Origin of the sequence: Streptomyces sp. NPDC005435 (assembly GCF_040703155.1) — a bacterium.
Classification (GTDB): domain Bacteria; phylum Actinomycetota; class Actinomycetes; order Streptomycetales; family Streptomycetaceae; genus Streptomyces.
Genome location: NZ_JBEXEQ010000001.1, coordinates 472,376 through 492,498, shown reverse-complemented (window position 1 = coordinate 492,498; position 20,123 = coordinate 472,376). Strand labels below are relative to the sequence as shown.

The following is a 20,123-nucleotide window of genomic DNA, read 5'->3' as shown; positions in this document are numbered from 1 at the left end:
GTTCGGTACTGACGACCATGCAGAAACGTGCCTGTCAACGCGTGCATATGCGTCCGCACTACCCCACCACCTGAGCCCTACTATCGGCACGCCATGACAGCAGCAGGGAAGCACCAGGTGAGCCGCGCGGAAACCTCACGCCGAGGCAGCCGGCCGGGCCGGGCGGGCATCAGAGACGTGGCCGCCGCCGCCGGGGTCTCCATCACGACCGTCTCCGACGCCCTCAACGGCAAGGGGCGGCTCCCGGATGCCACCCGGCGCCATGTCCGCGAGGTGGCCGACCGGCTGGGCTACCGCCCCTCGGCCGCCGCCCGCACCCTCCGTACGGGCAAGTCCGGCCTCATCGGCCTGACCGTGACCACGTACGGGGATGAACCTTTCACCTTCACCGAGTTCGCGTACTTCGCCGAGATGGCGCGGGCCGCCACCTCCGCCGCGCTCGCCCGCGGCTACGCCCTCGTCATCCTCCCGGCCACCTCACGCCACGACGTGTGGTCCAACGTGGCCCTGGACGGCACGGTCGTCATCGACCCCTCCGACCAGGACCCGGTCGTCAGCGAACTGGTCCGGCAGGGCTTACCGGTCGTCTCCGACGGCCGCCCGGCCGGCTCGCTCCCGGTCACCGCCTGGGTCGACAACGACCACGAGGCCGCCGTCCTCGGCATCCTCGACCACCTCGCCGCCGCGGGGGCCCGCCGGATCGGCCTGCTCACCGGCACCACGACGGACACGTACACCCATCTGTCGACCACCGCCTATCTGCGCTGGTGCGAGCGCGTCGGCCAGGACCCGGTGTACGAGGCGTACCCGGCGCACGACCCGTGCGCGGGCGCCGTCGCCGCCGACCGGCTCCTCGCCCGCCCCGACCGCCCGGACGCCGTCTACGGTCTCTTCGACCCCAACGGCACCGACCTGCTGGCCGCCGCCCGCCGCTACGGCCTGCGCGTCCCGGACGACCTGCTGCTGGTGTGCTGCAGCGAGTCCACGGTGTACGCGACCACCGAGCCTCCCATCACCACCCTCTCCCTCAAGCCCCGCCGCATCGGCACGGCCGTGGTCCAGCTCCTCATCGACGCCATCGAGGGAGTCGACTCGGACCACCCGGTCGAGCAGGTGATACCGACGGAACTGATCGTGCGCACGTCCTCGCAGCGGCGCCCGCCGCGGACGACCGTCAGCCCGCCCCGAACGCCGGAGAAGGGGTAGCGGGTCCCCGGCCCGGCCGGGCGACCCGCCCGGCGGGTCCACCCCGGCATCCGGTCGAACTCATGCCCAATCGGTACGAAAGCCGCGGTGAACCGGCGTCTTGCTCGGATTCACCACCCCTGGGTCATCACATGGCACGACGCGCATTCCTATGATGGGCCCACGACACCGCGGGCCGCTGCGACCAGGCAGTCCGAAGCGGTGCAGCTGCGGCGCGATGGTGGAGGGGTCTGATGACTCAGGGGGCCGGTCAGGGGACCGAGGTGGAGCGGACGGAGACGTTGCGCGACTTCCGGGTGCCCGCGTACGTCCATGAGACCGGTCCGTATCCGCACCCCGGCAACGTGGTCCCGGCCGACGAGGACTTCCCCGACGGCTACACGCCCACCCAGCGCGACCTGCCCGTCATCCAGCGCGGCGACACCATCCAGCTCCCCGTCGACCCGGACGCCGCGCACGCGCCCCGGGAGAACGCGGGCCCCGGCCCGCTGTACGTCGTCGGCGACGTCCACGGCTATCTGGACGAGCTGCTCGCCGCCCTGCGCGAACAGGGCCTGATCGACGAGGCGGGCCAGTGGTGCGCGGGCACCGCCCGGCTCTGGTTCCTCGGCGACTTCACCGACCGCGGCCCGGACGGCATCGGCGTCATCGACCTGGTGATGCGGCTGTCCGCCGAGGCGGCCGCCGCCGGCGGCTACTGCAAGGCCCTCATGGGCAACCACGAACTGCTGCTCCTGGGCGCCAAGCGGTTCGGCGACACCCCGGTCCACTCCGGCGCGGGCACGGCCACCTTCCAGGCCGCCTGGCTGCTCAACGGCGGCCAGAAGACCGACATGGACCGCCTCCAGGACCACCATCTCCAGTGGATGGCACGCCTCGACGCCGTCGAGTCGGCCGACGGCTATCTGCTGCTCCACTCGGACACCACCGCCTATCTCGACTACGGCGACTCGATCGAGGCCGTCAACGACACCGTCCGCGAGACCCTGACGCGCAACAGCGTGGACGAGGTCTGGGACCTGTTCCGCAAGTTCACCAAGCGCTTCTCCTTCCGCGACGAGGGCGGCGCGGACGCCGTGCGCTCCCTTCTCGATACGTACGGCGGCACCCGGGTCGTTCACGGCCACAGCCCCATTCCGTACCTGCTCGGCCATGTCGGCTCCGAGGAGGACGAGGAGGACGGCACCCCGCACGTCGAGGGTCCGCACGTCTACGCCGAGGGGCTCGCCATCGCGATGGACGGCGGCGTGACCATGGCCGGAAAGCTGCTGGTCCGGCAACTCCCCCTGGACGCCTGAGGGTTCGGCCGACTAAACCGGTCGGGGTCGGCCGGACACCGGGCCGGGCCTCAATTTCCGGCAACCCCCTGTCACCTTGAGCCTTGACGGCTCTACCATCGGTTTATCCGTAGCAGGCTCCCCTCCGTTTCTGCCCGACGGCTCGCCGCCATGCGAGCCCCCAGCCCTACGGAGCATCGGGGGATGCACATGAACAGCGTTCCGCAGCACCTGCTGAACGAGGACCGCCAGGATTTCGAGCGGCTCCTCGATGAGGCGCTGCGCTCCGCGCCACACCGCCCGGAACTGTCCGCCGTGGGTCAGCGGCTCAACCCCGAACAACTGCGCACCATGGCGCTGGGCGCCATCGTGCTCATCACGGCCGCCGCGGCCACCGAGTACCAGCACTACGTGAAGGTCCGCGAGGAACTGCGCCACCCGGCGCCGTCCCCCGACACCCAGGCCGAAGCCGGTTCCACCGACCCCGGCCCGGGCACGCTGGGCCTCGCCGCGACCACGCTCGGGGAGGCCGCCGAGACCGCCGGCGCGGGAGCGATCGCGGTGATAGCCGTGCTCGCTCCCGTCCTCGCCGGGACCGCCGCCGCCCTCTTCCTGCTCGTCGGCTACCTCCTGAAGATGCTGGCCCCCGGCCAGGCCTTCGCCCGCACGCTGATAGCGGCGGGGTGGGTCTTCGGCGCCGTGACCGCCGCCGCGATCCTGGTCGCCGCCGTGGGGCTGCTGCTCACCGCCCTGCGCAACAAGGCGACCGCCGAGGCGGGTGCCTACGCCGAGGGGGACCGGGCGGTGGCCGAGGCCAGAGACGCCTGGCGGGACGCCCTGCTGGAGCGCGGCATCCTGCCCTTCCTCAGGGAGGCCCTGGACCGGCCGGGCCCGGTGACCCCGTACCCGGGCCGGCCCACCACCCCGACCGGAAGGATGCCGCGCCTGGGCTACGGCCGCCCCGGCTTCAGCAGCCCGCACGACGGCTCGGTCTCCGACCGGCCGCGCTTCTCCAGCCCGGACTACTCGAGCCCCGACTTCGGCGGTCCCGAGCATCAGCCGGAGTAGGCACCGGACTCCCCCGGCGTCACCCGGCCGTCACTCGGCGAGGGGCAGATAGACCCGGTTGCCCGTGGCCGCGAACTCCTCGGACTTGCGGGCCATGCCCTCCTCGATCTCCGCCCTGCTGCCGCCGTGTTCGCGCCGGATGTCCTGCGAGATCTTCATGCTGCAGAACTTCGGCCCGCACATGGAGCAGAAGTGGGCCGTCTTGGCGGGCTCGGCGGGCAGGGTCTCGTCGTGGAACTCCCGCGCGGTGTCCGGGTCCAGGGCGAGGTTGAACTGGTCCTCCCACCGGAACTCGAAGCGGGCGTCGGACAGCGCGTCGTCCCACTCCTGCGCGCCGGGGTGCCCCTTGGCGAGGTCGGCCGCGTGCGCGGCGATCTTGTAGGTGATGACGCCGGTCTTCACGTCGTCCCGGTCGGGCAGGCCCAGGTGCTCCTTGGGCGTGACGTAGCAGAGCATCGCCGTCCCCCACCAGGCGATCATCGCCGCGCCGATGCCGGAGGTGATGTGGTCGTACGCCGGGGCGATGTCGGTGGTCAGCGGGCCGAGTGTGTAGAACGGAGCCTCGTCGCAGATCTCCTGCTGGAGGTCGATGTTCTCCTTGATCTTGTGCATCGGGACGTGCCCGGGGCCCTCGATCATCGTCTGTACATGGAAGCGCCTGGCGATCCGGTTGAGCTCCCCGAGCGTGCGCAGCTCCGCGAACTGCGCCTCGTCGTTGGCGTCCGCGATGGAACCGGGCCGCAGACCGTCACCCAGCGAGTAGGTGACGTCGTAGGCGGCGAGGATCTCGCAGAGCTCCTCGAAGTTCTCGTAGAGGAACGACTCCTTGTGGTGCGCCAGGCACCAGGCCGCCATGATCGAGCCGCCGCGCGAGACGATGCCGGTCTTGCGGTTCGCCGTCAGCGGGACGTACGGCAGCCGCACGCCCGCGTGGACCGTCATGTAGTCCACGCCCTGCTCGGCCTGTTCGATCACGGTGTCCTTGTAGATGTCCCAGGTCAGCTCCTCGGCCTTGCCGTCGACCTTCTCCAGGGCCTGGTAGAGCGGCACCGTGCCGATGGGCACGGGGGAGTTGCGCAGCACCCACTCGCGCGTGGTGTGGATGTTGCGGCCGGTGGAGAGGTCCATGACCGTGTCGGCGCCCCAGCGGGTCGCCCAGGTCATCTTCTCCACCTCCTCCTCGATGGAGGAGGTGACGGCGGAGTTGCCGATGTTGGCGTTGACCTTCACCAGGAAGCGCTTGCCGATGATCATCGGCTCGATCTCGGGGTGGTTGACGTTGGCGGGCAGCACCGCGCGACCGGCGGCGATCTCCTCGCGGACCACCTCCGGGGACACGTTCTCGCGGAGGGCCACGAACTCCATCTCGGGCGTGATCTCGCCCCGCGCCGCGTAGGCGAGCTGCGTGACCGCACCGCCGTCACGGCTGCGGCGCGGCAGCCGGGGGCGGCCGGGGAAGACCGCGTCCAGGTTCCGCAGCCCGCCGCGCGGCGAGGTGTGCTTGATGCCGTCGTCCTCGGGCCGGACGGGGCGCCCGGCGTACTCCTCGGTGTCGCCCCGCGCGACGATCCAGTTCTCCCGCAGCGGGGTCAGTCCCCGCCGGACATCGGTGGGGACGGCGGGGTCGGTGTACGGCCCCGATGTGTCGTAGAGCGTGACCGACCGTCCGTTGGTCAGGTGCACCTGACGGACCGGCACGTGTACATCGGGGCGTGAGCCCGCGAGGTACGCCTTGTGCCAGCCGTTGGACTTCCCGGCCTCCGCGTCCGGCGACCCCTTGGTCGCGTTCTGCGTGGAGGCAGGCGTGCGTGCGTCCTTGTTGGTCATGAGACCTACTCCCTACGCCGGCATTACCCGGTAACAGGTTCGGCGGTCGACGCAGCGATTTCCGTCCGCAGATGGTCCGGTGGAACCACGGTTCCACGTGAAACATCGCGAAGACGGAGGTCAGCGCCCTCTCAGCCCGGTGCTCCGAGCTCCCGCGTGTGCAAAGGTGCCTCCACGCTAGCGCCCCTTCTGACGGGAAGAACAGTGGGCCTCGGTCGTTCTTGCAATGATCGGACGGTGACCACGACACATCAGCCTCCCTTTCCCCCGCCCGGGCCGCCCCATCGGCACGGCCCCGGACAGGGCGGCGGCCCGGCAGGCGGGGGCGGACAGGGCTCCGGCGGCGGCCCCGGAGACGCGCACGGGTACCACGCGGGCTCCGGCGGCGACCAGGAACCGGGCCATGGTCACGGCTCTCCCGGCCACAGTCATGGCCACTCGCACAGCCATGGCCCCGCGGCTCCGGTGTCCCGGCATCTGCGCAAGGTCATCGCGGCGATCCTGATCCCGTTCACGGCCGCCGTCGTGGTCGGGCTCGTGGTGCTCTGGCCCGGGGGCGCCCCGCCGCACCAGCGCTCAGGGGTCGGCTTCGACCGCCAGACCCAGCAGGCCACGGTCACCCGGGTCCTGTCGGTGAGCTGCAAGTCCGTGAACGCCTCGGGGGGTTCGTCCCTCGGTGACAACGCCTCCTCCGGCGCCGGCGCGACCGCCCAGGCGGGGAAGGGCACCTGCAAGAAGGCGACGGTCCGGGTCGACACCGGCAAGGACCGGGGCCGCACCTTCACCGAGATCGTCCAGCCCGACCAGACCCGGCAGTTGCACCAGGGCGAACAGGTCGTGGTCGCCTACGAGCCCTCGGCGCCCAAGGACCTGCAGTACTCCGTCACCGACGTGAACCGGCAGTTCCCCATGGCACTGCTCGCCGGGATCTTCGCCGTCGCCGTCGTGGTGGTGGGGCGGCTGCGCGGTGTCATGGCGCTGGTCGCGCTGGCCGTCAGCTTCCTGGTGCTGACCCTGTTCATCCTGCCCGCGATACTCCAGGGTTCGAATCCGCTCCTGGTGGCGGTGGTCGGATCGAGCGCCATCATGCTGATCGCCCTCTACATGTGCCACGGGCTGTCCGCCCGTACGTCGGTCGCGGTGCTCGGCACATTGGTCTCGCTGATGCTGATCGGCTTTCTCGGCTCGCAGTTCATCGGCTGGGCCGCGCTCACCGGGAACACCGACGACAGCACGGGGCTGATCCACGGGCTCTATCCGTCGATCGACATGAGCGGTCTTCTGCTGGCCGGCGTCATCATCGGTTCGCTCGGCGTGCTGGACGACGTGACGGTGACCCAGACCTCGGCCGTCTGGGAGCTGCACGAGGCCAACCCCTCGATGGGCTGGCGGGGTCTGTACCGGGCGGGCATCCGCATCGGCCGCGACCACATCGCCTCCGTGGTCAACACCCTCGTCCTCGCCTACGCGGGCGCCGCGCTCCCCCTGCTGCTGCTGTTCTCGATCGCGCAGAGCAGCGTGAGCACCGTGGCCACCAGTGAGCTGGTGGCGGAGGAGATCGTGCGCACGCTGGTCGGCTCCATCGGGCTGGTCGCCTCGGTGCCGGTCACCACGGCCCTCGCCGCCCTGGTGGTCGCGGCCGACCGGCCCGAACCGGGCAACCCGGCCCCGGCCGCAGCGGCGGCAGCGGCGCGTGGTGGCCGCGGACGGCGCCGGAGGCGGTGAGCGAGGGCCAGAGGGGGGCGTCACGCGGTGGGGCCACCCCGTGGAGGAACTGGGGACGGGGAACCAGGAGAGGGCCGCACACACCCCGCAGAAGCGTTTCTGCAAAGCACGTACGGCCCTGCCGTCCGAACGGCCCACCGCTCCCCGTCACTTCAGCCGGCGCTCTGCTCCTCGGCCAGGATGCGGTCCAGCGCCTCGTCGAGGTGCGCGTCGAAATCGGCCAGCGCCCCCTCCTGACCGAGCGGGACCAGCTTGTCCGTACGGTCCAGGAACGCCACGAGCGGCGGCGCGGAGGAGCGGAACAGCGCCTGGTCGCTGCCGACCTGAAGCCGGATCAGCACCTCGCCCAGCACCTCGGAATCGACGGGCGCGATGTGCACGTCGCCCTCACCGCACGGCCTGCCCACGCCGTCGATCATCAACTCCCGCCCGAAGGCCCAGGTCACCGGGGCATCGCCGGGCAGATGGAAGGTGAGCCGCACCGCGTAGGGATCGCTCGTCTCGTAGCGCAACTCCACCGGAATGCGGAAGGAGAGCTCCTCCGAGACGAGAAAGCTCATCATGACCTCTGCCTGTACGGACTCGCGCATCGCCTACCCCGTCGTATGACATCGACTGGCTGGGATTAATCCCCGGACCATGCCCAAATCTAGCTGAAAGTACACAACAGATCACAAGGAGTGAGTTTTCAGATGCTGATAGAAAGCGCGAACGCCCCGAGGTGATGTCCGATCTCGGCCTGCAGCCGCTGTGTCGCGGGCATCAGCCGGTCGGCCTGGTGGGCGGGCACCGAGATCGCGATCGTAGCCGCCGTGGTACCCATCGTGAGGGGAATCGCCGCGCAAACCGCCCCCAGGGCGTATTCCTGACGCTCCACCACGGGTTCCATGCGCCCGACCCGGGCCAGCCGCCGCAGCAGGGCGCCGTTGTCCCGCACGGTGTACGGCGTGATCGACCGCACCGGGTAGCGGTCCAGGTGGTCCCGGCGGGCTTCCTCGTCCAACTGCGAGAGCAGGCACTGCCCGATCGCGTGCGCGTGGGCCGTCTCCCGGAAGTCGGCCCACTCCTCGACCGCCGGCGCCTCCCGCGACTCGGCGACGCACTGCACCTCGATCTCGCCGTCCCGGTACATCGCGTAGTACACCGGCACACCGATGGAATCGCGCCATTGCGCGAGGGTGCCCGCCACCGTGCTGCGACGTTTCTGCTGTGCCGCGCTCGCGCTCAGCCTGTCGGCGGCCTCCCCGAGGAAGAACAGCCCCTTCTCCCGGCGCAGATAACCCTCGTACACCAGTGTGCGCAGCAGGTGGTACGCCGTGGGCAGGGCGATCCCGGTCTCCCGGGCGAGCTGCTTGGCCGGGGCGCCGTACTCGTGGGCCGCGACGGTCTCCAGCAGCCGCATCGCACGCTGGACGGACCCGATGAGGGTCGCGGAGTGCTTGTCCCGGACGGCCGGGCCGTTCGGCCGCTGCATCGGGGGAGCGCAGGACCGGGGCGATGCGGGCGGTGCGTGGGGTCCTGCCGGGGCGGTGTCGACCATGGCCAAGGGGTGGCTCCCGAAGCGCGCGGATGGGGGCGGCCCGTGCTCGGTGGGCACGGGCGAGGAGGCGTGCCGCCCGTGGGGGCCGGGCCCCACGAGATTTCCGGACTTTAACCGTCCACCACCGCGCGTGGACGGTACGCCGGAAAACTTCCCTCCCCCGAGGGAACCGGCGATCCGTGTTACCGCCCACCGGCTCCCGCGTACGTCACCAGTCGCTGCGCGACGAGGATCCGGACATGAACTTCCGCACGATGTAGATCAGTCCGCCGACCAGGGCGACGAAGAGCAGGACCTTGAACAGCAGACCGATCAGGAAGCCGACGACGGTCGCTATCAGGCCGCCGAAGACGACCAGCGCGATGACCGGCACCGCGACCCACTTCACCCACCACGGCAGCCCCGCGAAGATCTCTCGCATTGCCCTCGTCCTTTGCGTTCGCAGTAATTGATGTCCGACCTCGATGCTAGGGCCGCGAGAGGCCTCCGCGGGGGCCGCGCACCCCTTGTCCTCCCCTGAACCGTCCCCTAGGGAACCCTGAGACGGACCCTCACGCCTCCGGTGGAGAAAACACCACGAGAACCCGCAGATCCTCGCTGATGTGGTGGAACTTGTGGGCCACTCCGGCCGGTACGTAGACCACGCTGCCCCGCGCTACCTCGGTCGTCTCCAGGCCCACCGTCATCGAGGCCCGGCCGCTGGCGACGAAGTACACCTCGTCCTGGCCGTGCGGCCGCTGCGGGTCGTGGGAGCCCGCGTCGAGGGCGTACAGCCCCACCGACATGTTCCGTTCCCGCAGGAACTGGAGGTAGGCGCCGTCGTTCGCGGCGCGCTCCGCCTCCAGTTCGTCCAGCCGGAATTCCTTCATCGTCGCCGCCGCCCTCGCCCCACTGCTCACTGTTGACCTCGTCTGCCACGATCAGACACATGAAGAATTTCGTAGTCAAGACGATCGCCAACGCGGCCGCCCTCGCGGTCGCCGTGTGGCTGCTCGACAAGATCACCCTCACCGGTGACAGCACGGGCAGGAAGATCGGCACCCTGATCGTGGTCGCGCTGATCTTCGGCCTGGTCAACTTCCTGGTGAAGCCGGTCGTGAAGGTCCTCACCTTCCCGCTGTTCATCCTGACGCTCGGTCTTGTCACCCTGATCGTCAACGCGCTGATGCTGCTGCTCACCTCCTGGGTGTGCGGCAAGCTCGACCTGAGCTTCCACGTGGACGGCTTCTGGACCGCCGTGCTCGGCGGCCTGATCATCTCCGTCGTCTCCTGGGCGCTGAACCTCGTCCTGCCCGACGAGGACTGAGCACGCCATGACCTACCGCGTCTGTTTCGTGTGCACCGGAAACATCTGCCGTTCCCCGATGGCCGCCTCGGTCCTCCGCGCGCGTGTCGCGGAGGCCGGGCTCGACGGCCTGATCGAGGTGGACAGCGCCGGCACCGGCGGCTGGCACGAGGGCGACGACGCCGACCCGCGCGCCGTGTCGGTCCTCGACGAGCACGGCTACGGCACCGCGCACACCGCCCGGCAATTCCAGCCGTCGTGGTTCGCCGGGCGCGACCTCGTGATCGCCCTCGACACGGGCCACCTCAAGGCCCTACGCCGGCTCGCGCCGACCGAGGAGGACGCGCGCAAGGTGCGCCTGCTGCGCTCCTACGACCCGGCGGCGGGCGACGACCTCGATGTGCCGGACCCGTACTACGGGGGCCGGGACGGCTTCGAGGAGTGCCTTGAGATGGTGGAACGGGCGGGCGACGGACTGCTCGCCGCCGTACGCGCACACCTGGAGGAGCCCCCCGCATGAGCGACGCCACCGCACACCCGGACCGCGCCGGCGACGGCACACGCGCGGTACGGGCCGGACTGCCCGAGCCGGTCAAGCACGAACCCACCCTGCCCGGGCCGGTGTTCGCCGCGCACTTCCATCTGCCGGGCGAGGTCACGGGACCGTACGCGTACGGCCGTGACGACAATCCGACCTGGACGCTCCTCGAGCGGGCCATCGGCGAGCTGGAGGCGCCCGGGCAGGACGGCGTGGAGACGCTGGTCTTCGCCTCCGGCATGGCCGCGATCTCCGCGGTGCTCTTCTCCCAGCTGCGCTCCGGCGACGTGGTCGTGCTGCCCTCCGACGGCTACCAGGTCTTCCCGCTGGTCCGCGAGCAGCTGGAGGCGTACGGCATCGAGGTGCGCACCGCGCCCACCGGCGGGGACGCCCAGCTGGAGGTCCTGGACGGCGCGCGGCTGCTGTGGATCGAGTCGCCGTCCAATCCGGGGCTCGACGTCTGCGACATCCGGCGGCTCGTGGACGCGGCCCACGCGCGCGGCGCCCTGGTGGCCGTCGACAACACCCTCGCCACGCCCGTCGGACAGCGTCCGCTGGAGCTGGGCGCCGACTTCTCGGTGGCCAGCGGCACCAAGCAGCTGACCGGCCACGGGGACGTCCTGCTGGGCTACGTGGCCGGGCGGGACGGCGAGGCGATGGCCGCCGTGCGCCGCTGGCGCAAGATCGTCGGGGCGATCGCGGGTCCCATGGAGGCATGGCTCGCGCACCGCTCGATCGCCACGCTGGCCCTGCGCGCCGACCGCCAGAACGCGACCGCGCTCCTGCTGGCGGAGGCGCTGCGAAAGCACCCGGACGTCGCGGGGCTGCGCTATCCGGGCCTGCCCGAGGATCCCGCGTACCCGGTCGCCTCGCGGCAGATGCGCCGCTACGGCTGCGTGGTCTCCTTCACGCTGCCCACGCGCGCGCGTGCCGAGCGTTTCCTCGCGGCGCTGCGTCTGGTCGAGGACGCGACAAGCTTCGGCGGGGTGCGCTCCACCGCCGAGCGGCGCGGGCGCTGGGGCGGTGACGCGGTGCCGGAGGGCTTCGTCCGCATGTCGGTCGGCGCCGAGGACCCCGAGGACCTGGTGGCGGACGTGCTGCGCGCGCTGGACGAGTCCGCCGGATAGGGCCGAGTGGCCGCGGTCCGAGCCTCCCCCCTCGTGGCTCGGACCGCGTCGGTTCCGCGCGCGAAGAACCGTGCGGACAAGGCTAGTTGACTCTGCGTCAGTGTCCAATCACGGTAACGACAGAGACCTATCGACTTATTTATAGTTGGGTCCTGCCCGAGGGCCGGAGAAGGCAGGGAAGGGAAGGACCCGCCATGGACCTGGCCTTGCTGCGTACCTTCGTCACCGTGCACCGGGCCGGCTCCTTCACCCGCGCCGCCGCGCTGCTGGGTCTGTCCCAGCCGGCTGTGACTTCCCAGATCCGCACGCTGGAACGCCAGCTGGGCCGTCCGCTCTTCCTGCGGCAGGCACGCGGGGTGACGCCCACGACCATCGGCGACGAACTCGCGCACAAGGCGGCACCGCACCTCGACGCGCTGGTGGAGATAGCCGAGAGCGGCCTGGACGAAGAGTCGTCGCTGCGGACCCTGCACCTGGCCGGCCCGCCCGAGTTCACCGCCGAACGCGCGCTGCCCGCCCTCACCGAGCTCGCGGCCCGTGACGGTCAGGGCTTCGCGCTCCGCGCCTCCTTCGGCACGGCGGAGGAGGCGCTGGAGGGCCTGGCCGCGGGCCATCACGACCTGGCCATCAGCACGGCCCGGCCACGCGGCGCCCTGCTGACCGCGAGCCCGCTGTGCGACGAGGAGCATGTGCTGGTCGCCTCACCGCGCTGGGCGGAACGGATCGGAGCGCTGCCGCTCGGCGGTGGTGCGCCCGCTCTGGAGAACCTGCCCGTCGTGGAGGTGCACGAGTCGCTGCCCTTCGTCGCGCGCTACTGGGCCTCCGTCTTCGACTCCTGCCCGGCCGTCGCGGGCACGGTGATCGTCCCCGACCTGCGGGCGGTGCTGGCGTGCGCGAGCGCCGGGGCCGGGCTGGCCGTGCTGCCCCGCTATCTGTGCGGACCCGCGCTGGAGCGCGAGGAGATCGTCCTGCTGCACGATCCGCTGGTCCCGCCGCTACGGACCTACTTCCTGGTGGTGCGCACCGGCTCGCTCGCCCTGCCGCATGTGGCGCGGGCGCACGAGTGGCTGCAACGGGCGGCCACGCGCTGGTGTTGAGCCCGCGTGCGACAGAGGTCACACCGTGTGCCCCGGCCGTGGCTCCTCGCGATGTTTCACGTGGAACAACCCGGGCCACATTTCTCCCATGACCGTCCGACCCGTGGTCAAGCGCACCGCCCGAGCCGTTCTCCTGGACGGTGACGACCTGATCCTGATCAAGCGCACCAAACCGGGAGTCGATCCGTACTGGGTCACCCCGGGCGGCGGGGTCGAGCCCGCCGACCCGACCGTCGTGGACGCCCTGCACCGCGAGGTGTACGAGGAACTCGGCGCCAAGATCACCGACGTGGTCCCCTGCTTCGTGGACACCGTGGAGCACATCGGCGAGGACGGCGGTGCGACCGGGGTGAAGGTGCAGCACTTCTTCGTCTGCCGCCTGGAGTCCATGGACACCTCACTGCGCCACGGCCCCGAAGTCGACGAGCCCGCCGGTGAGTACGAGATCGTCCGCATCCCGTTCACCCGGGTCGGCATCGCCTCCGTCCACCTCGTCCCGCTGTCCCTGCGCCACTACCTGGACGGCAACATCGAGGGCGTACGCGCCATGCACGCGCCCGACCTCGGATAGGCGCTCAGAAACCGGCGACGGTCATCTCCTCCACGGGGTCGTGCCGGATGCGGACGTCCGGCACGCCGAGGGCGCGCAGGACGGCCACTCCGCCGCAGATCATGCCGGGCGGTCCCGCGAGGTAGGCGTCGTACCCGTGCCAGGGTCCGCCCGCCCGGATGACGTCGGGCAGCCGGCGGCGGTCCTGCCAGTCGATGACGGGGTGCACCGAGATCCACGGGTGGCTCGCCCGGAGCCTCAGCAGCGTGTCCATGTCGTACAGGTCATGGTCGGCGCGGGCGCCATAGAACACCTCGACGGAGCGGCGCGCACCATGTCCGGCGATCTCCTCGACCAAGGCCCTGATGGGCGCGATGCCGGTGCCGCCGCCCAGGCAGAGCAGGCCTCCCTCACCGGTGTGGTCGACGGTCATCGAGCCGACCGGCGGCCCGAGGCGTACGGCGTCTCCCGGGCGGGCGCGGTGCACCAGCGCGTTGGACACCCAGCCCGCCGGAACGGCCCGTACATGGAAGGTCAGCAGACCGTCGGCACGCGGTGCGGAAGCGAAGGAGTAGTGCCGCCAGACACGAGGCCACCAGGGTGTCTCCACGCTCGTGTACTGCCCCGCGCGGAACGGGTACGGCTGGTCCGGGCGCAGGGTGAGGACCGCGACGTCCGGGGTGCGCAGATCGTGCGCGACGATCTCGGCTCCCCACCAGGGCGGGGCAGCGACCGCGTCCTCCGCCGCGGCGGAGATCATCACCTGGGAGAGGGTGGCGTAGACGCGAGACCAGGCTTCCTCGGTCTGCGGAGTCCAGGTGTGGACGGCGTACGCGCTCAGGGCGCCGATCAGGCATGCGCCCACGGCCGGGTAGTGCTCGTCCAGCGTCCCGTACTTGCGGTGTCCGCGGCCCAGATTGCGCAGGTAGTCCACGAGGACGGGGGTGTTGTCGATGTGCTCCGCGGCGGTGAGCAGTGCCCGCAGCAGCCGGTCCCGCTGGGTGTCCATGGCGGGCGGGAACAGCGAGCGCAGCTCCGGGTGGCGGACGAAGAGGAGCGCGTAGAAGTACGAGGTGACCTTGTCGGCGACGGGCGCGATCTCGGTCAGCGTGCGGCGGATGAGGAGCGCGTCCAGGGATGTCGTCTCGGCGGATTCCACCAGCCGGCGTCCCTGCCCGTCGCCCCGTGTCCCGTTCTCCCCCGACATGGCGGCCGGAGCGTCCATGGTGTGCCCTCGCCTCGAACATCCGTGGTCGGCGGACGCTCTCCCGGTGGGGAAGCGCGCGTGTCCCCGGCGGGGCGGACCGACCCACAGCACTCGTTCCGCAGCCTTCCACCGCGCTCGGGGACCGCGACGGCGTACCTGAAAAAGCGGTTCTTCGGGACCTTCGTCCGGTTAGGCTGTTCGTTCCTCAAGTAGCGGACAGAGCGGGGTATTTGATCTGTCACCGCCCAAGAGGCCGTGTTTCACGTGAAACAGTCATGCGGCGCGGTCGCTCGGGCGCATGAGGGCCGGCCCGGGCTTCCCGTATAACCGGTGGACGCCACGCCCTGGATCCGACAGCGTGGCCCGCGTGCCGACGCATTCACTCGCTACTCTGCCCATCCGCCGTCTGAACCCGCGCGATCTGACCGCGTGTGCCGACCTCTCCGAGGACCGGCAGTGGCAGCGTGAGGAACACAAGTGGGGGCTGCTCCTCACCGCCGGACAGGGGTACGGCATCGACGACCCCGAGGGCGGTCTCGTCGCCGCCTGTGTCGTCACGGAATACGGCCCGGAAGGGCACACGGACCTCGGCGCCGTCGGGATGGTGCTGGTGGCAAAGCGCCATGCCCGCCAAGGTGTGGGACGGCGCCTGCTGCGGCACGTCGTGTCAGTGTCGGGCACCACCCCGCTGACGCTGCACGCCACGCCCATGGGCCGGACGCTCTACGAGGAGCTGGGCTTCAAGGTCGTGGGCCACGCCGAGATGCTCATGGGCGACTTCGTCCCGTCCGGGCTGCCGGAGCGGACGCCGACCCGTGCCGCGACGGCCGAGGACCTTCCGGCGATCCTCCGACTCGACGCGGAGGTCTTCGGCACCGACCGCACCCCGCTCCTCGCCCGCCTGCCCGCGTTCGCCGATCAGTTGCGCGTGGCGGAGGAGGCGGGACGGATCACGGGCTACGCCGCCGCCTGGCCCAACATGGACACGCACGTGGTGGGACCGCTGATCGCCCGCGACACGGAGACGGCGAAGGCGCTCGTCGCCTCGCTCGCGGCCCGCACCGAGCGTCCGTTGCGCACCGACATCGACATGCGCCACGACGAACTGCGCGCCTGGTTCAAGGAACGAGGTCTGGCGCCCGTAGCGGTCAACGCTGTCATGACCTGCGGAATCGCCAATGTGCCGGGGGACTGGACGCGTCGGTTCGCGCCGCTGACGGTGGCAGCGGGCTGACCGCAGGGAGATGAGTGCGGGCCCCCGGCTGTGTCCAGCCGGGGGCCCGCACCCGTCACGGTGTGACGGCTCCGTCAGGCGTCGAGAGCGCGCACGGCCTCGGTCGCGAAGCCGTGGTCCTGGTCCGGCGCGCCGCCGCCGACGCCGATGGCGCCGACGAGCCGGCCGTCGCGGTGCACCGGGACACCACCGGCGATGAACAGCAGGGGACGGTCGAGCGCGGTGGGCAGCGTGTGGAAGAGGGCGCCGGGCTGCACGGCGTCGACCAGGTCGGCGGTGGCCGCGTTCAGCTGGAGCGCCGTGTAGGCCTTGCGGGTGCTGGTCTCGCCGGAGATCAGCACCGCCCGGTCGTCCCGGCGGAAGGCGAGCAGATGGCCGCCCGCGTCCAGCACGGTGACGCTGACGGTGACTCCGGCGTCCTCGGCGGCGCGCCGCGCCGTCGCGATGAGCAGTTCGGCGTCCTCGGTGGTGAGCGGGGTGATGGTGGTGGTGCTCATGGTGGGGGTTCTCCTTGAGTGTTTCTGAGGTGCTGCCGTGCGGGCCGGGCGAGGTGTGACGCCCCCGGCCCGCACGGCCGTCCGGTGGTCGGGGAGGGGCGGGCTCAGTGGTGGACGGCCGCCCGCTGCGGGACGGACGCGTCGGTGACGGCCGCGCCGGAGGAAGCCGCGGTGCCGGTCGTGCCGTCGCGGCGCTCCAGGGCGGCCGACAGGAAGGCGAGGACCAGCGCGGCGGCCGCGAGGGCGGCGCCCACCCAGTTGGGGGCGGTGTAGCCGAAGCCGGCCGCGATGACGATGCCGCCGAGCCAGGCCGAGAGGGCGTTGCCCAGGTTGAAGGCGCCGATGTTCACGGCCGAGGCCAGGGTCGGGGCGCCGTGCGCCTGGTCGAGCACGCGCTTCTGCAGGGGCGGGACGGTCGCGAAGCCCAGGGCGCCGATCAGGGCGATGGTCACGGCGGCCGCGATCTTGTTGTGGGCGGTCAGCGTGAACAGCGCGAGGACGACGGCCAGGGCGCCCAGGGAGACGTACAGCATCGGCATCAGGGCGCGGTCGGCGAACTTGCCGCCGACCAGGTTGCCGCCGACCATGCCGAGGCCGAACAGGACCAGGAGCCAGGTCACCGAGCCGTCGGAGAACCCGGCGACGTGGGTCATCATCGGGGCGATGTAGGTGACGGCCGCGAAGACCCCGCCGAAGCCGAGGACGGTCATCGCCATGGCGAGCAGGACCTGGGCGTTCTTGAAGGCGGCCAGCTCGTGGCGGAGCCGCACGCCCTCGGGACGCGGCATCTCGGGCACCAGCCTGGCGACACCGGCGAGGCCGACCACGCCCAGCGCGGCCACGATGCCGAAGGTCACCCGCCAGCCGACCTGCTGCCCGACGAGCGTGCCCAGCGGCACCCCGACCACGTTCGCGACCGTGAGACCGGTGAACATCATCGAGATGGCGCCGGCCTTCTTCTCCGGGGCCACCAGCTCGGCGGCGACGACCGAGCCGATGCCGAAGAAGGCGCCGTGGGCGAGGGACGCGACCACGCGTCCGGCGAGCATGATCCCGAACACCGGGGCCACGGCGGAGAGCAGGTTCCCGGCGATGAACAGACCCATGAGGATCATCAGCATCCGCTTGCGCGAGACCTTGGTGCCGAGGACGGTCATCAGCGGGGCGCCGATCACCACGCCGAGGGCGTAGCCGGTCACGAGCAGGCCCGCCAGGGGGATGGAGACCCCGAAGTCGCCCGCGACCTCGGGCAGCAAGCCCATGATCACGAACTCGGTCGTCCCGATTCCGAAGGCCCCGATCGCGAGGGCCAGAAGCGCGAGAGGCATGAGGGGGTACACCTTCCCAGACGATTGCAGGAGCGCTTTGCGCGCTTCGACAATAGTTGCAGACGCGGGTTAAATGCAATCGCTGGATATTGCGAGTGATGCTCTACCCTGGAACCCGGCCGCCCGGGACGGAGGAGAACGCCCATGACTGCGACGGACCCCGCGCTCACCGCCCTCGCCCAGAGCTGGTGCGCGCTGTCGCTGCTGCACGGCAGGATCGAGGCGCACATCGAGCGCGCCCTCCAGTCACGGCACGAGCTGAGCGTGCGCGAGTACTCCCTGCTCGACGTGCTCAGCCGCCAGCACGACGGCGAGGGCGGCCATCTCCAGATGAAGCAGGTGGCCGACGCGGTCGTCCTCAGCCAGAGCGCCACCACGCGCCTGGTGACCCGCCTGGAGGACCGGGGCCTGCTGGAGCGCTATCTGTGCCCGACCGACCGCCGGGGCATCTACACGAACGTCACCGAGGCGGGTCTGACGCTGCTGGAGCAGGCGCGCCCCACCAACGACGCCGCCCTGCGCGAGGCACTGGACGCCGCCGCCCTGAAGCCCGAACTGGCGCCCCTGGTAAAGGCCGTGGAGTCCCTGCACACACCCGTCTAGGGTCGGGGATCATGGAACAGACGGACATACGGCGGGCCCGACCGGACGACATCCCCGCGATCGTCGCCATGCTGGCCGACGACCCCCTCGGCGCCCGGCGCGAGTCCCCCGACGACCTGACGCCCTACGTCAACGCCTTCGAGCGCCTGGACGCCGACCCGAACCAGCATCTGGTCGTCGCCGTCCTGGCGGGACGCGTGGTCGGCACCCTGCACCTCACGGTCATCCCCGGGCTCTCCCGCAAGGGCGCGACCCGTGCGCTGATCGAGGCCGTCCGTGTCCACGCGGACCAGCGCGGGGCCGGACTGGGCGGTGACCTCATCCGCTGGGCCGTCGAGCGGGCACGCGACCTCGGCTGCACCCTCGTACAGCTGACCTCCGACAAGACCCGCACCGCCGCGCACCGCTTCTACGAGCGCCTCGGATTCACCGCCTCGCACGAGGGCTTCAAGCTGAACCTCTGAGCGCCCGCGTCTCGGCGCGGGCACCCCAGCCGGGCGCCCGCGAACAGCGATTCGCCCCTGTTTCACGTGAAACAGGGGCGAATCCCCTCAACTTCCGCCGCGCTTAAGCCTGCTCGCTCCCCCGCCAGCCTCCCGCGTCCACGCCACCCGGCACCGGCGCCGCCGAGTCGTACGGCTGCCGGGTGAACACGAAGGAGCCGACGTCGAGATGGCTCAGCGTGCCGTCCGGACGCCGTACGGGACGCAGCAACTCACCGGCGTAGTAGCCCTCCAGACCGGTCCACGTGCCGTCGCCGTTCGGCCGGAACCGCGCACGACGGCCGGCTCCCGAGAGCGGGCCGAGCGCGAGTCCGTCGGCGGACACCCGCAGCCCGAAGGCGTGTGTCCCCCAGTACCACGGGCCGGCCAACTCCAGGACGTCCGCGTCCACTTCAGGCATCGGCCGCCAGGGCTCCGGGATGCGCGGTTCCGCCTCGGCGACGATGCGGACGAGATCGGCGTCCAGCGCGCCGAGCAGCGGGCCGCTCGTGCAGTTGGCCAGCACGACCGCCGCCACGTCGTCGTCCACGCTGATGGTGATGTTCGCCAGGAAGCCCGGGAGCGAGCCGGAGTGGCCGACGAGGAGCCTGCCGTCACGGTGCTGGATCTGCATCCCGAGGCCGTAGGCGGCTCCGTCGGCCACATCGGCGGCCTCGGCGGGCGCGGCGGGTGTCCGCATCTCCCGGACCGACTCCGCGCTCAGCACCCGGTCGTCCCCCTTGGCCAGGAACGCGGCGAACCGGGCGAGGTCACCGGTGGTCGACCAGAGCTGTCCGGCCGGCGCCATCCGGCCGAGGTCCTCCAGCGGTTCGGGCAGCAGCACATCCGCCCAGGGATGCACCGCCCAGCCGCCCGCGTGCGGCGCCTGAGGCTGAGCACTCGTGCGGTGGAGGCCGAGCGGTTCGAGGATCTCCTCGCGCAGCACCTGCTCCCAGGGAGCGCCGCGCAGCTCCTCCACCAGCGCGCCGAGCAGGGTGTAGCCGGGGTTGGAGTAGTGGAAGCACCGTCCGACCGGGTGCGGGAGGGGGTGCTCCCCGAGCACATCGCTCAGCTCGGGACGCAGCGAGCCCGGCGTCCGCTCCCACCAGGGACCGGGCGACTCGGCCGCCAAGCCCGCCGTGTGGGCGAGCAGTTCGGCGACAGTCGCCTCCCCGGCGCCGGTGCCCGGCAGATGCTTCTCCAGCGGGTCACCGAGGTCCAGCAGCCCCTCGTCCCGCAGCCGCAGCACCAGAACGGCGGTGAACGTCTTCGTGATGGAGCCGATCCGGTACTGCACGTTCTCGTCCGGGGCGTGCCCGTCGACCGAGGACCGCGCCCCCTGCCACACGACCCGCCCGCCCCGCACCACCGCGGCGACCAGCGACGGCGCACGCCCCTCGGCCTGCGCGACGGCGATCCGGTGCGACAGCGCCCGCCGGGTCCCCGGCAGCAGCTCTTCATGAGATGTCGTCATACGCCCAGTCCACCCGCTGGAGACCGGCACGTCGAGTTCTTTCAGCCGCTGCCGGCCC

The 20,123-nt window shown here is 71.2% G+C and carries 21 protein-coding genes and 1 riboswitch; of the genes, 12 read left to right on the top strand and 9 right to left on the bottom strand.

Annotation, left to right across the window (positions count from 1 at the left end):
* The first annotated feature begins 93 nt into the window (after nt 1-93).
* The 3 genes from AB0898_RS02300 (at nt 94) to AB0898_RS02290 (ending at nt 3,551) form a co-directional block, all read left to right on the top strand.
* Nucleotides 94-1,206 carry a LacI family DNA-binding transcriptional regulator gene (locus AB0898_RS02300; RefSeq protein ID WP_361116903.1) on the top strand — a complete coding sequence of 371 codons (1,113 nt, stop codon included), beginning with the start codon at nt 94-96 and terminating at the stop codon, nt 1,204-1,206.
* A 233-nt stretch (nt 1,207-1,439) separates the two neighbouring features.
* Nucleotides 1,440-2,504 (top strand): metallophosphoesterase, encoded by a 1,065-nt coding sequence (locus AB0898_RS02295; protein ID WP_366800910.1) that lies wholly within the window; start codon nt 1,440-1,442, stop codon nt 2,502-2,504.
* 183 nt (nt 2,505-2,687) lie between these two features.
* Nucleotides 2,688-3,551, top strand: a complete 864-nt coding sequence (locus AB0898_RS02290) for a hypothetical protein (RefSeq protein WP_366800909.1) — start codon at nt 2,688-2,690, stop codon at nt 3,549-3,551.
* A gap of 30 nt (nt 3,552-3,581) precedes the next feature.
* Here AB0898_RS02290 and thiC read toward each other — a convergent pair whose 3' ends face one another.
* A complete protein-coding gene (gene thiC / locus AB0898_RS02285) occupies nt 3,582-5,378 on the bottom strand; it encodes a phosphomethylpyrimidine synthase ThiC (RefSeq protein ID WP_366800908.1) in 1,797 nt (598 codons plus the stop codon).
* Nucleotides 5,371-5,544, bottom strand: a riboswitch (TPP riboswitch). Its footprint overlaps the gene before it by 8 nt.
* 71 nt (nt 5,545-5,615) lie before the next feature.
* On the opposite strand from thiC, the gene AB0898_RS02280 reads away from it, so the two are divergent.
* The gene (locus AB0898_RS02280; protein WP_366800907.1) at nt 5,616-7,103 is read left to right on the top strand and encodes a YibE/F family protein; all 1,488 of its coding nucleotides are present in this window, start codon (nt 5,616-5,618) and stop codon (nt 7,101-7,103) included.
* A gap of 152 nt (nt 7,104-7,255) precedes the next feature.
* On the opposite strand, the gene AB0898_RS02275 is transcribed toward AB0898_RS02280, so the two are convergent.
* From AB0898_RS02275 to AB0898_RS02260, 4 genes are all read right to left on the bottom strand, one after another.
* Nucleotides 7,256-7,693, bottom strand: a complete 438-nt coding sequence (locus AB0898_RS02275) for an SsgA family sporulation/cell division regulator (protein ID WP_018547576.1) — start codon at nt 7,691-7,693, stop codon at nt 7,256-7,258.
* 98 nt (nt 7,694-7,791) lie between these two features.
* A complete protein-coding gene (locus tag AB0898_RS02270; RefSeq protein ID WP_407078282.1) occupies nt 7,792-8,505 on the bottom strand; it encodes an IclR family transcriptional regulator in 714 nt (237 codons plus the stop codon).
* Between the two features lie 346 nt (nt 8,506-8,851).
* Nucleotides 8,852-9,064 (bottom strand): DUF5326 family protein, encoded by a 213-nt coding sequence (locus AB0898_RS02265; protein ID WP_366800905.1) that lies wholly within the window; start codon nt 9,062-9,064, stop codon nt 8,852-8,854.
* Nucleotides 9,065-9,194: 130 nt separating this feature from the next.
* Nucleotides 9,195-9,512: a cupin domain-containing protein gene (locus AB0898_RS02260; RefSeq protein ID WP_366800904.1), complete on the bottom strand. Its 318-nt coding sequence runs from the start codon at nt 9,510-9,512 to the stop codon at nt 9,195-9,197.
* Nucleotides 9,513-9,571: 59 nt separating this feature from the next.
* Between AB0898_RS02260 and AB0898_RS02255 the strand changes: the two genes are divergently transcribed.
* The 5 genes from AB0898_RS02255 (at nt 9,572) to AB0898_RS02235 (ending at nt 13,261) form a co-directional block, all read left to right on the top strand.
* On the top strand, nt 9,572-9,949 hold the full coding sequence (locus AB0898_RS02255; RefSeq protein WP_366800902.1) for a phage holin family protein: 378 nt from the start codon (nt 9,572-9,574) through the stop codon (nt 9,947-9,949).
* Between the two features lie 7 nt (nt 9,950-9,956).
* Complete coding sequence (locus AB0898_RS02250; RefSeq protein WP_366800901.1) at nt 9,957-10,448, top strand: low molecular weight protein-tyrosine-phosphatase; 492 nt, start codon at nt 9,957-9,959, stop codon at nt 10,446-10,448.
* On the top strand, nt 10,445-11,593 hold the full coding sequence (locus tag AB0898_RS02245) for a cystathionine gamma-lyase (protein WP_366800900.1): 1,149 nt from the start codon (nt 10,445-10,447) through the stop codon (nt 11,591-11,593). The genes AB0898_RS02250 and AB0898_RS02245 overlap by 4 nt, the downstream gene beginning before the upstream one ends.
* Nucleotides 11,594-11,787: 194 nt before the next feature.
* A complete protein-coding gene (locus AB0898_RS02240) occupies nt 11,788-12,690 on the top strand; it encodes a LysR family transcriptional regulator (protein WP_366800899.1) in 903 nt (300 codons plus the stop codon).
* Between the two features lie 88 nt (nt 12,691-12,778).
* Nucleotides 12,779-13,261 (top strand): NUDIX hydrolase, encoded by a 483-nt coding sequence (locus AB0898_RS02235; RefSeq protein WP_366800898.1) that lies wholly within the window; start codon nt 12,779-12,781, stop codon nt 13,259-13,261.
* A gap of 4 nt (nt 13,262-13,265) precedes the next feature.
* On the opposite strand, the gene AB0898_RS02230 is transcribed toward AB0898_RS02235, so the two are convergent.
* The gene (locus AB0898_RS02230) at nt 13,266-14,465 is read right to left on the bottom strand and encodes a globin domain-containing protein (protein ID WP_366800897.1); all 1,200 of its coding nucleotides are present in this window, start codon (nt 14,463-14,465) and stop codon (nt 13,266-13,268) included.
* Nucleotides 14,466-14,814: 349 nt separating this feature from the next.
* Between AB0898_RS02230 and AB0898_RS02225 the strand changes: the two genes are divergently transcribed.
* Nucleotides 14,815-15,681, top strand: a complete 867-nt coding sequence (locus AB0898_RS02225) for a GNAT family N-acetyltransferase (protein ID WP_366800896.1) — start codon at nt 14,815-14,817, stop codon at nt 15,679-15,681.
* A gap of 74 nt (nt 15,682-15,755) precedes the next feature.
* Here AB0898_RS02225 and AB0898_RS02220 read toward each other — a convergent pair whose 3' ends face one another.
* Together AB0898_RS02220 and AB0898_RS02215 are read right to left on the bottom strand one after the other, a co-directional pair.
* Nucleotides 15,756-16,178 (bottom strand): heme-binding protein, encoded by a 423-nt coding sequence (locus tag AB0898_RS02220; RefSeq protein ID WP_366800895.1) that lies wholly within the window; start codon nt 16,176-16,178, stop codon nt 15,756-15,758.
* A gap of 104 nt (nt 16,179-16,282) precedes the next feature.
* Nucleotides 16,283-17,506 (bottom strand): MFS transporter, encoded by a 1,224-nt coding sequence (locus tag AB0898_RS02215; RefSeq protein WP_366800894.1) that lies wholly within the window; start codon nt 17,504-17,506, stop codon nt 16,283-16,285.
* 144 nt (nt 17,507-17,650) lie between these two features.
* On the opposite strand from AB0898_RS02215, the gene AB0898_RS02210 reads away from it, so the two are divergent.
* The gene (locus AB0898_RS02210) at nt 17,651-18,109 is read left to right on the top strand and encodes a MarR family transcriptional regulator (protein WP_366800893.1); all 459 of its coding nucleotides are present in this window, start codon (nt 17,651-17,653) and stop codon (nt 18,107-18,109) included.
* A gap of 11 nt (nt 18,110-18,120) precedes the next feature.
* Complete coding sequence (locus tag AB0898_RS02205; protein WP_366800892.1) at nt 18,121-18,573, top strand: GNAT family N-acetyltransferase; 453 nt, start codon at nt 18,121-18,123, stop codon at nt 18,571-18,573.
* 103 nt (nt 18,574-18,676) lie between these two features.
* On the opposite strand, the gene AB0898_RS02200 is transcribed toward AB0898_RS02205, so the two are convergent.
* Complete coding sequence (locus AB0898_RS02200) at nt 18,677-20,065, bottom strand: serine hydrolase domain-containing protein (RefSeq protein WP_366800891.1); 1,389 nt, start codon at nt 20,063-20,065, stop codon at nt 18,677-18,679.
* Nucleotides 20,066-20,123: the final 58 nt, after the last annotated feature.

Excerpts from the sequence above, each read along its gene's own strand:
- AB0898_RS02250 (WP_366800901.1), top strand. The coding sequence starts at position 9,957 with ATGACCTACCGCGTCTGTTTCGTGTGCACCGGAAACATCTGCCGTTCC.
- AB0898_RS02210 (WP_366800893.1), top strand. The coding sequence starts at position 17,651 with ATGACTGCGACGGACCCCGCGCTCACCGCCCTCGCCCAGAGCTGGTGC.
- AB0898_RS02245 (WP_366800900.1), top strand. The coding sequence starts at position 10,445 with ATGAGCGACGCCACCGCACACCCGGACCGCGCCGGCGACGGCACACGC.
- AB0898_RS02255 (WP_366800902.1), top strand. The coding sequence starts at position 9,572 with ATGAAGAATTTCGTAGTCAAGACGATCGCCAACGCGGCCGCCCTCGCG.
- AB0898_RS02295 (WP_366800910.1), top strand. The coding sequence starts at position 1,440 with ATGACTCAGGGGGCCGGTCAGGGGACCGAGGTGGAGCGGACGGAGACG.
- AB0898_RS02220 (WP_366800895.1), bottom strand. The coding sequence starts at position 16,178 with ATGAGCACCACCACCATCACCCCGCTCACCACCGAGGACGCCGAACTG.
- AB0898_RS02205 (WP_366800892.1), top strand. The coding sequence starts at position 18,121 with ATGGAACAGACGGACATACGGCGGGCCCGACCGGACGACATCCCCGCG.
- AB0898_RS02270 (WP_407078282.1), bottom strand. The coding sequence starts at position 8,505 with ATGCGGCTGCTGGAGACCGTCGCGGCCCACGAGTACGGCGCCCCGGCC.
- AB0898_RS02230 (WP_366800897.1), bottom strand. The coding sequence starts at position 14,465 with ATGGACGCTCCGGCCGCCATGTCGGGGGAGAACGGGACACGGGGCGAC.
- AB0898_RS02240 (WP_366800899.1), top strand. The coding sequence starts at position 11,788 with ATGGACCTGGCCTTGCTGCGTACCTTCGTCACCGTGCACCGGGCCGGC.
- AB0898_RS02275 (WP_018547576.1), bottom strand. The coding sequence starts at position 7,693 with ATGCGCGAGTCCGTACAGGCAGAGGTCATGATGAGCTTTCTCGTCTCG.
- AB0898_RS02265 (WP_366800905.1), bottom strand. The coding sequence starts at position 9,064 with ATGCGAGAGATCTTCGCGGGGCTGCCGTGGTGGGTGAAGTGGGTCGCG.
- AB0898_RS02300 (WP_361116903.1), top strand. The coding sequence starts at position 94 with ATGACAGCAGCAGGGAAGCACCAGGTGAGCCGCGCGGAAACCTCACGC.
- thiC (WP_366800908.1), bottom strand. The coding sequence starts at position 5,378 with ATGACCAACAAGGACGCACGCACGCCTGCCTCCACGCAGAACGCGACC.
- AB0898_RS02235 (WP_366800898.1), top strand. The coding sequence starts at position 12,779 with ATGACCGTCCGACCCGTGGTCAAGCGCACCGCCCGAGCCGTTCTCCTG.
- AB0898_RS02200 (WP_366800891.1), bottom strand. The coding sequence starts at position 20,065 with ATGACGACATCTCATGAAGAGCTGCTGCCGGGGACCCGGCGGGCGCTG.
- AB0898_RS02215 (WP_366800894.1), bottom strand. The coding sequence starts at position 17,506 with ATGCCTCTCGCGCTTCTGGCCCTCGCGATCGGGGCCTTCGGAATCGGG.
- AB0898_RS02260 (WP_366800904.1), bottom strand. The coding sequence starts at position 9,512 with ATGAAGGAATTCCGGCTGGACGAACTGGAGGCGGAGCGCGCCGCGAAC.
- AB0898_RS02290 (WP_366800909.1), top strand. The coding sequence starts at position 2,688 with ATGCACATGAACAGCGTTCCGCAGCACCTGCTGAACGAGGACCGCCAG.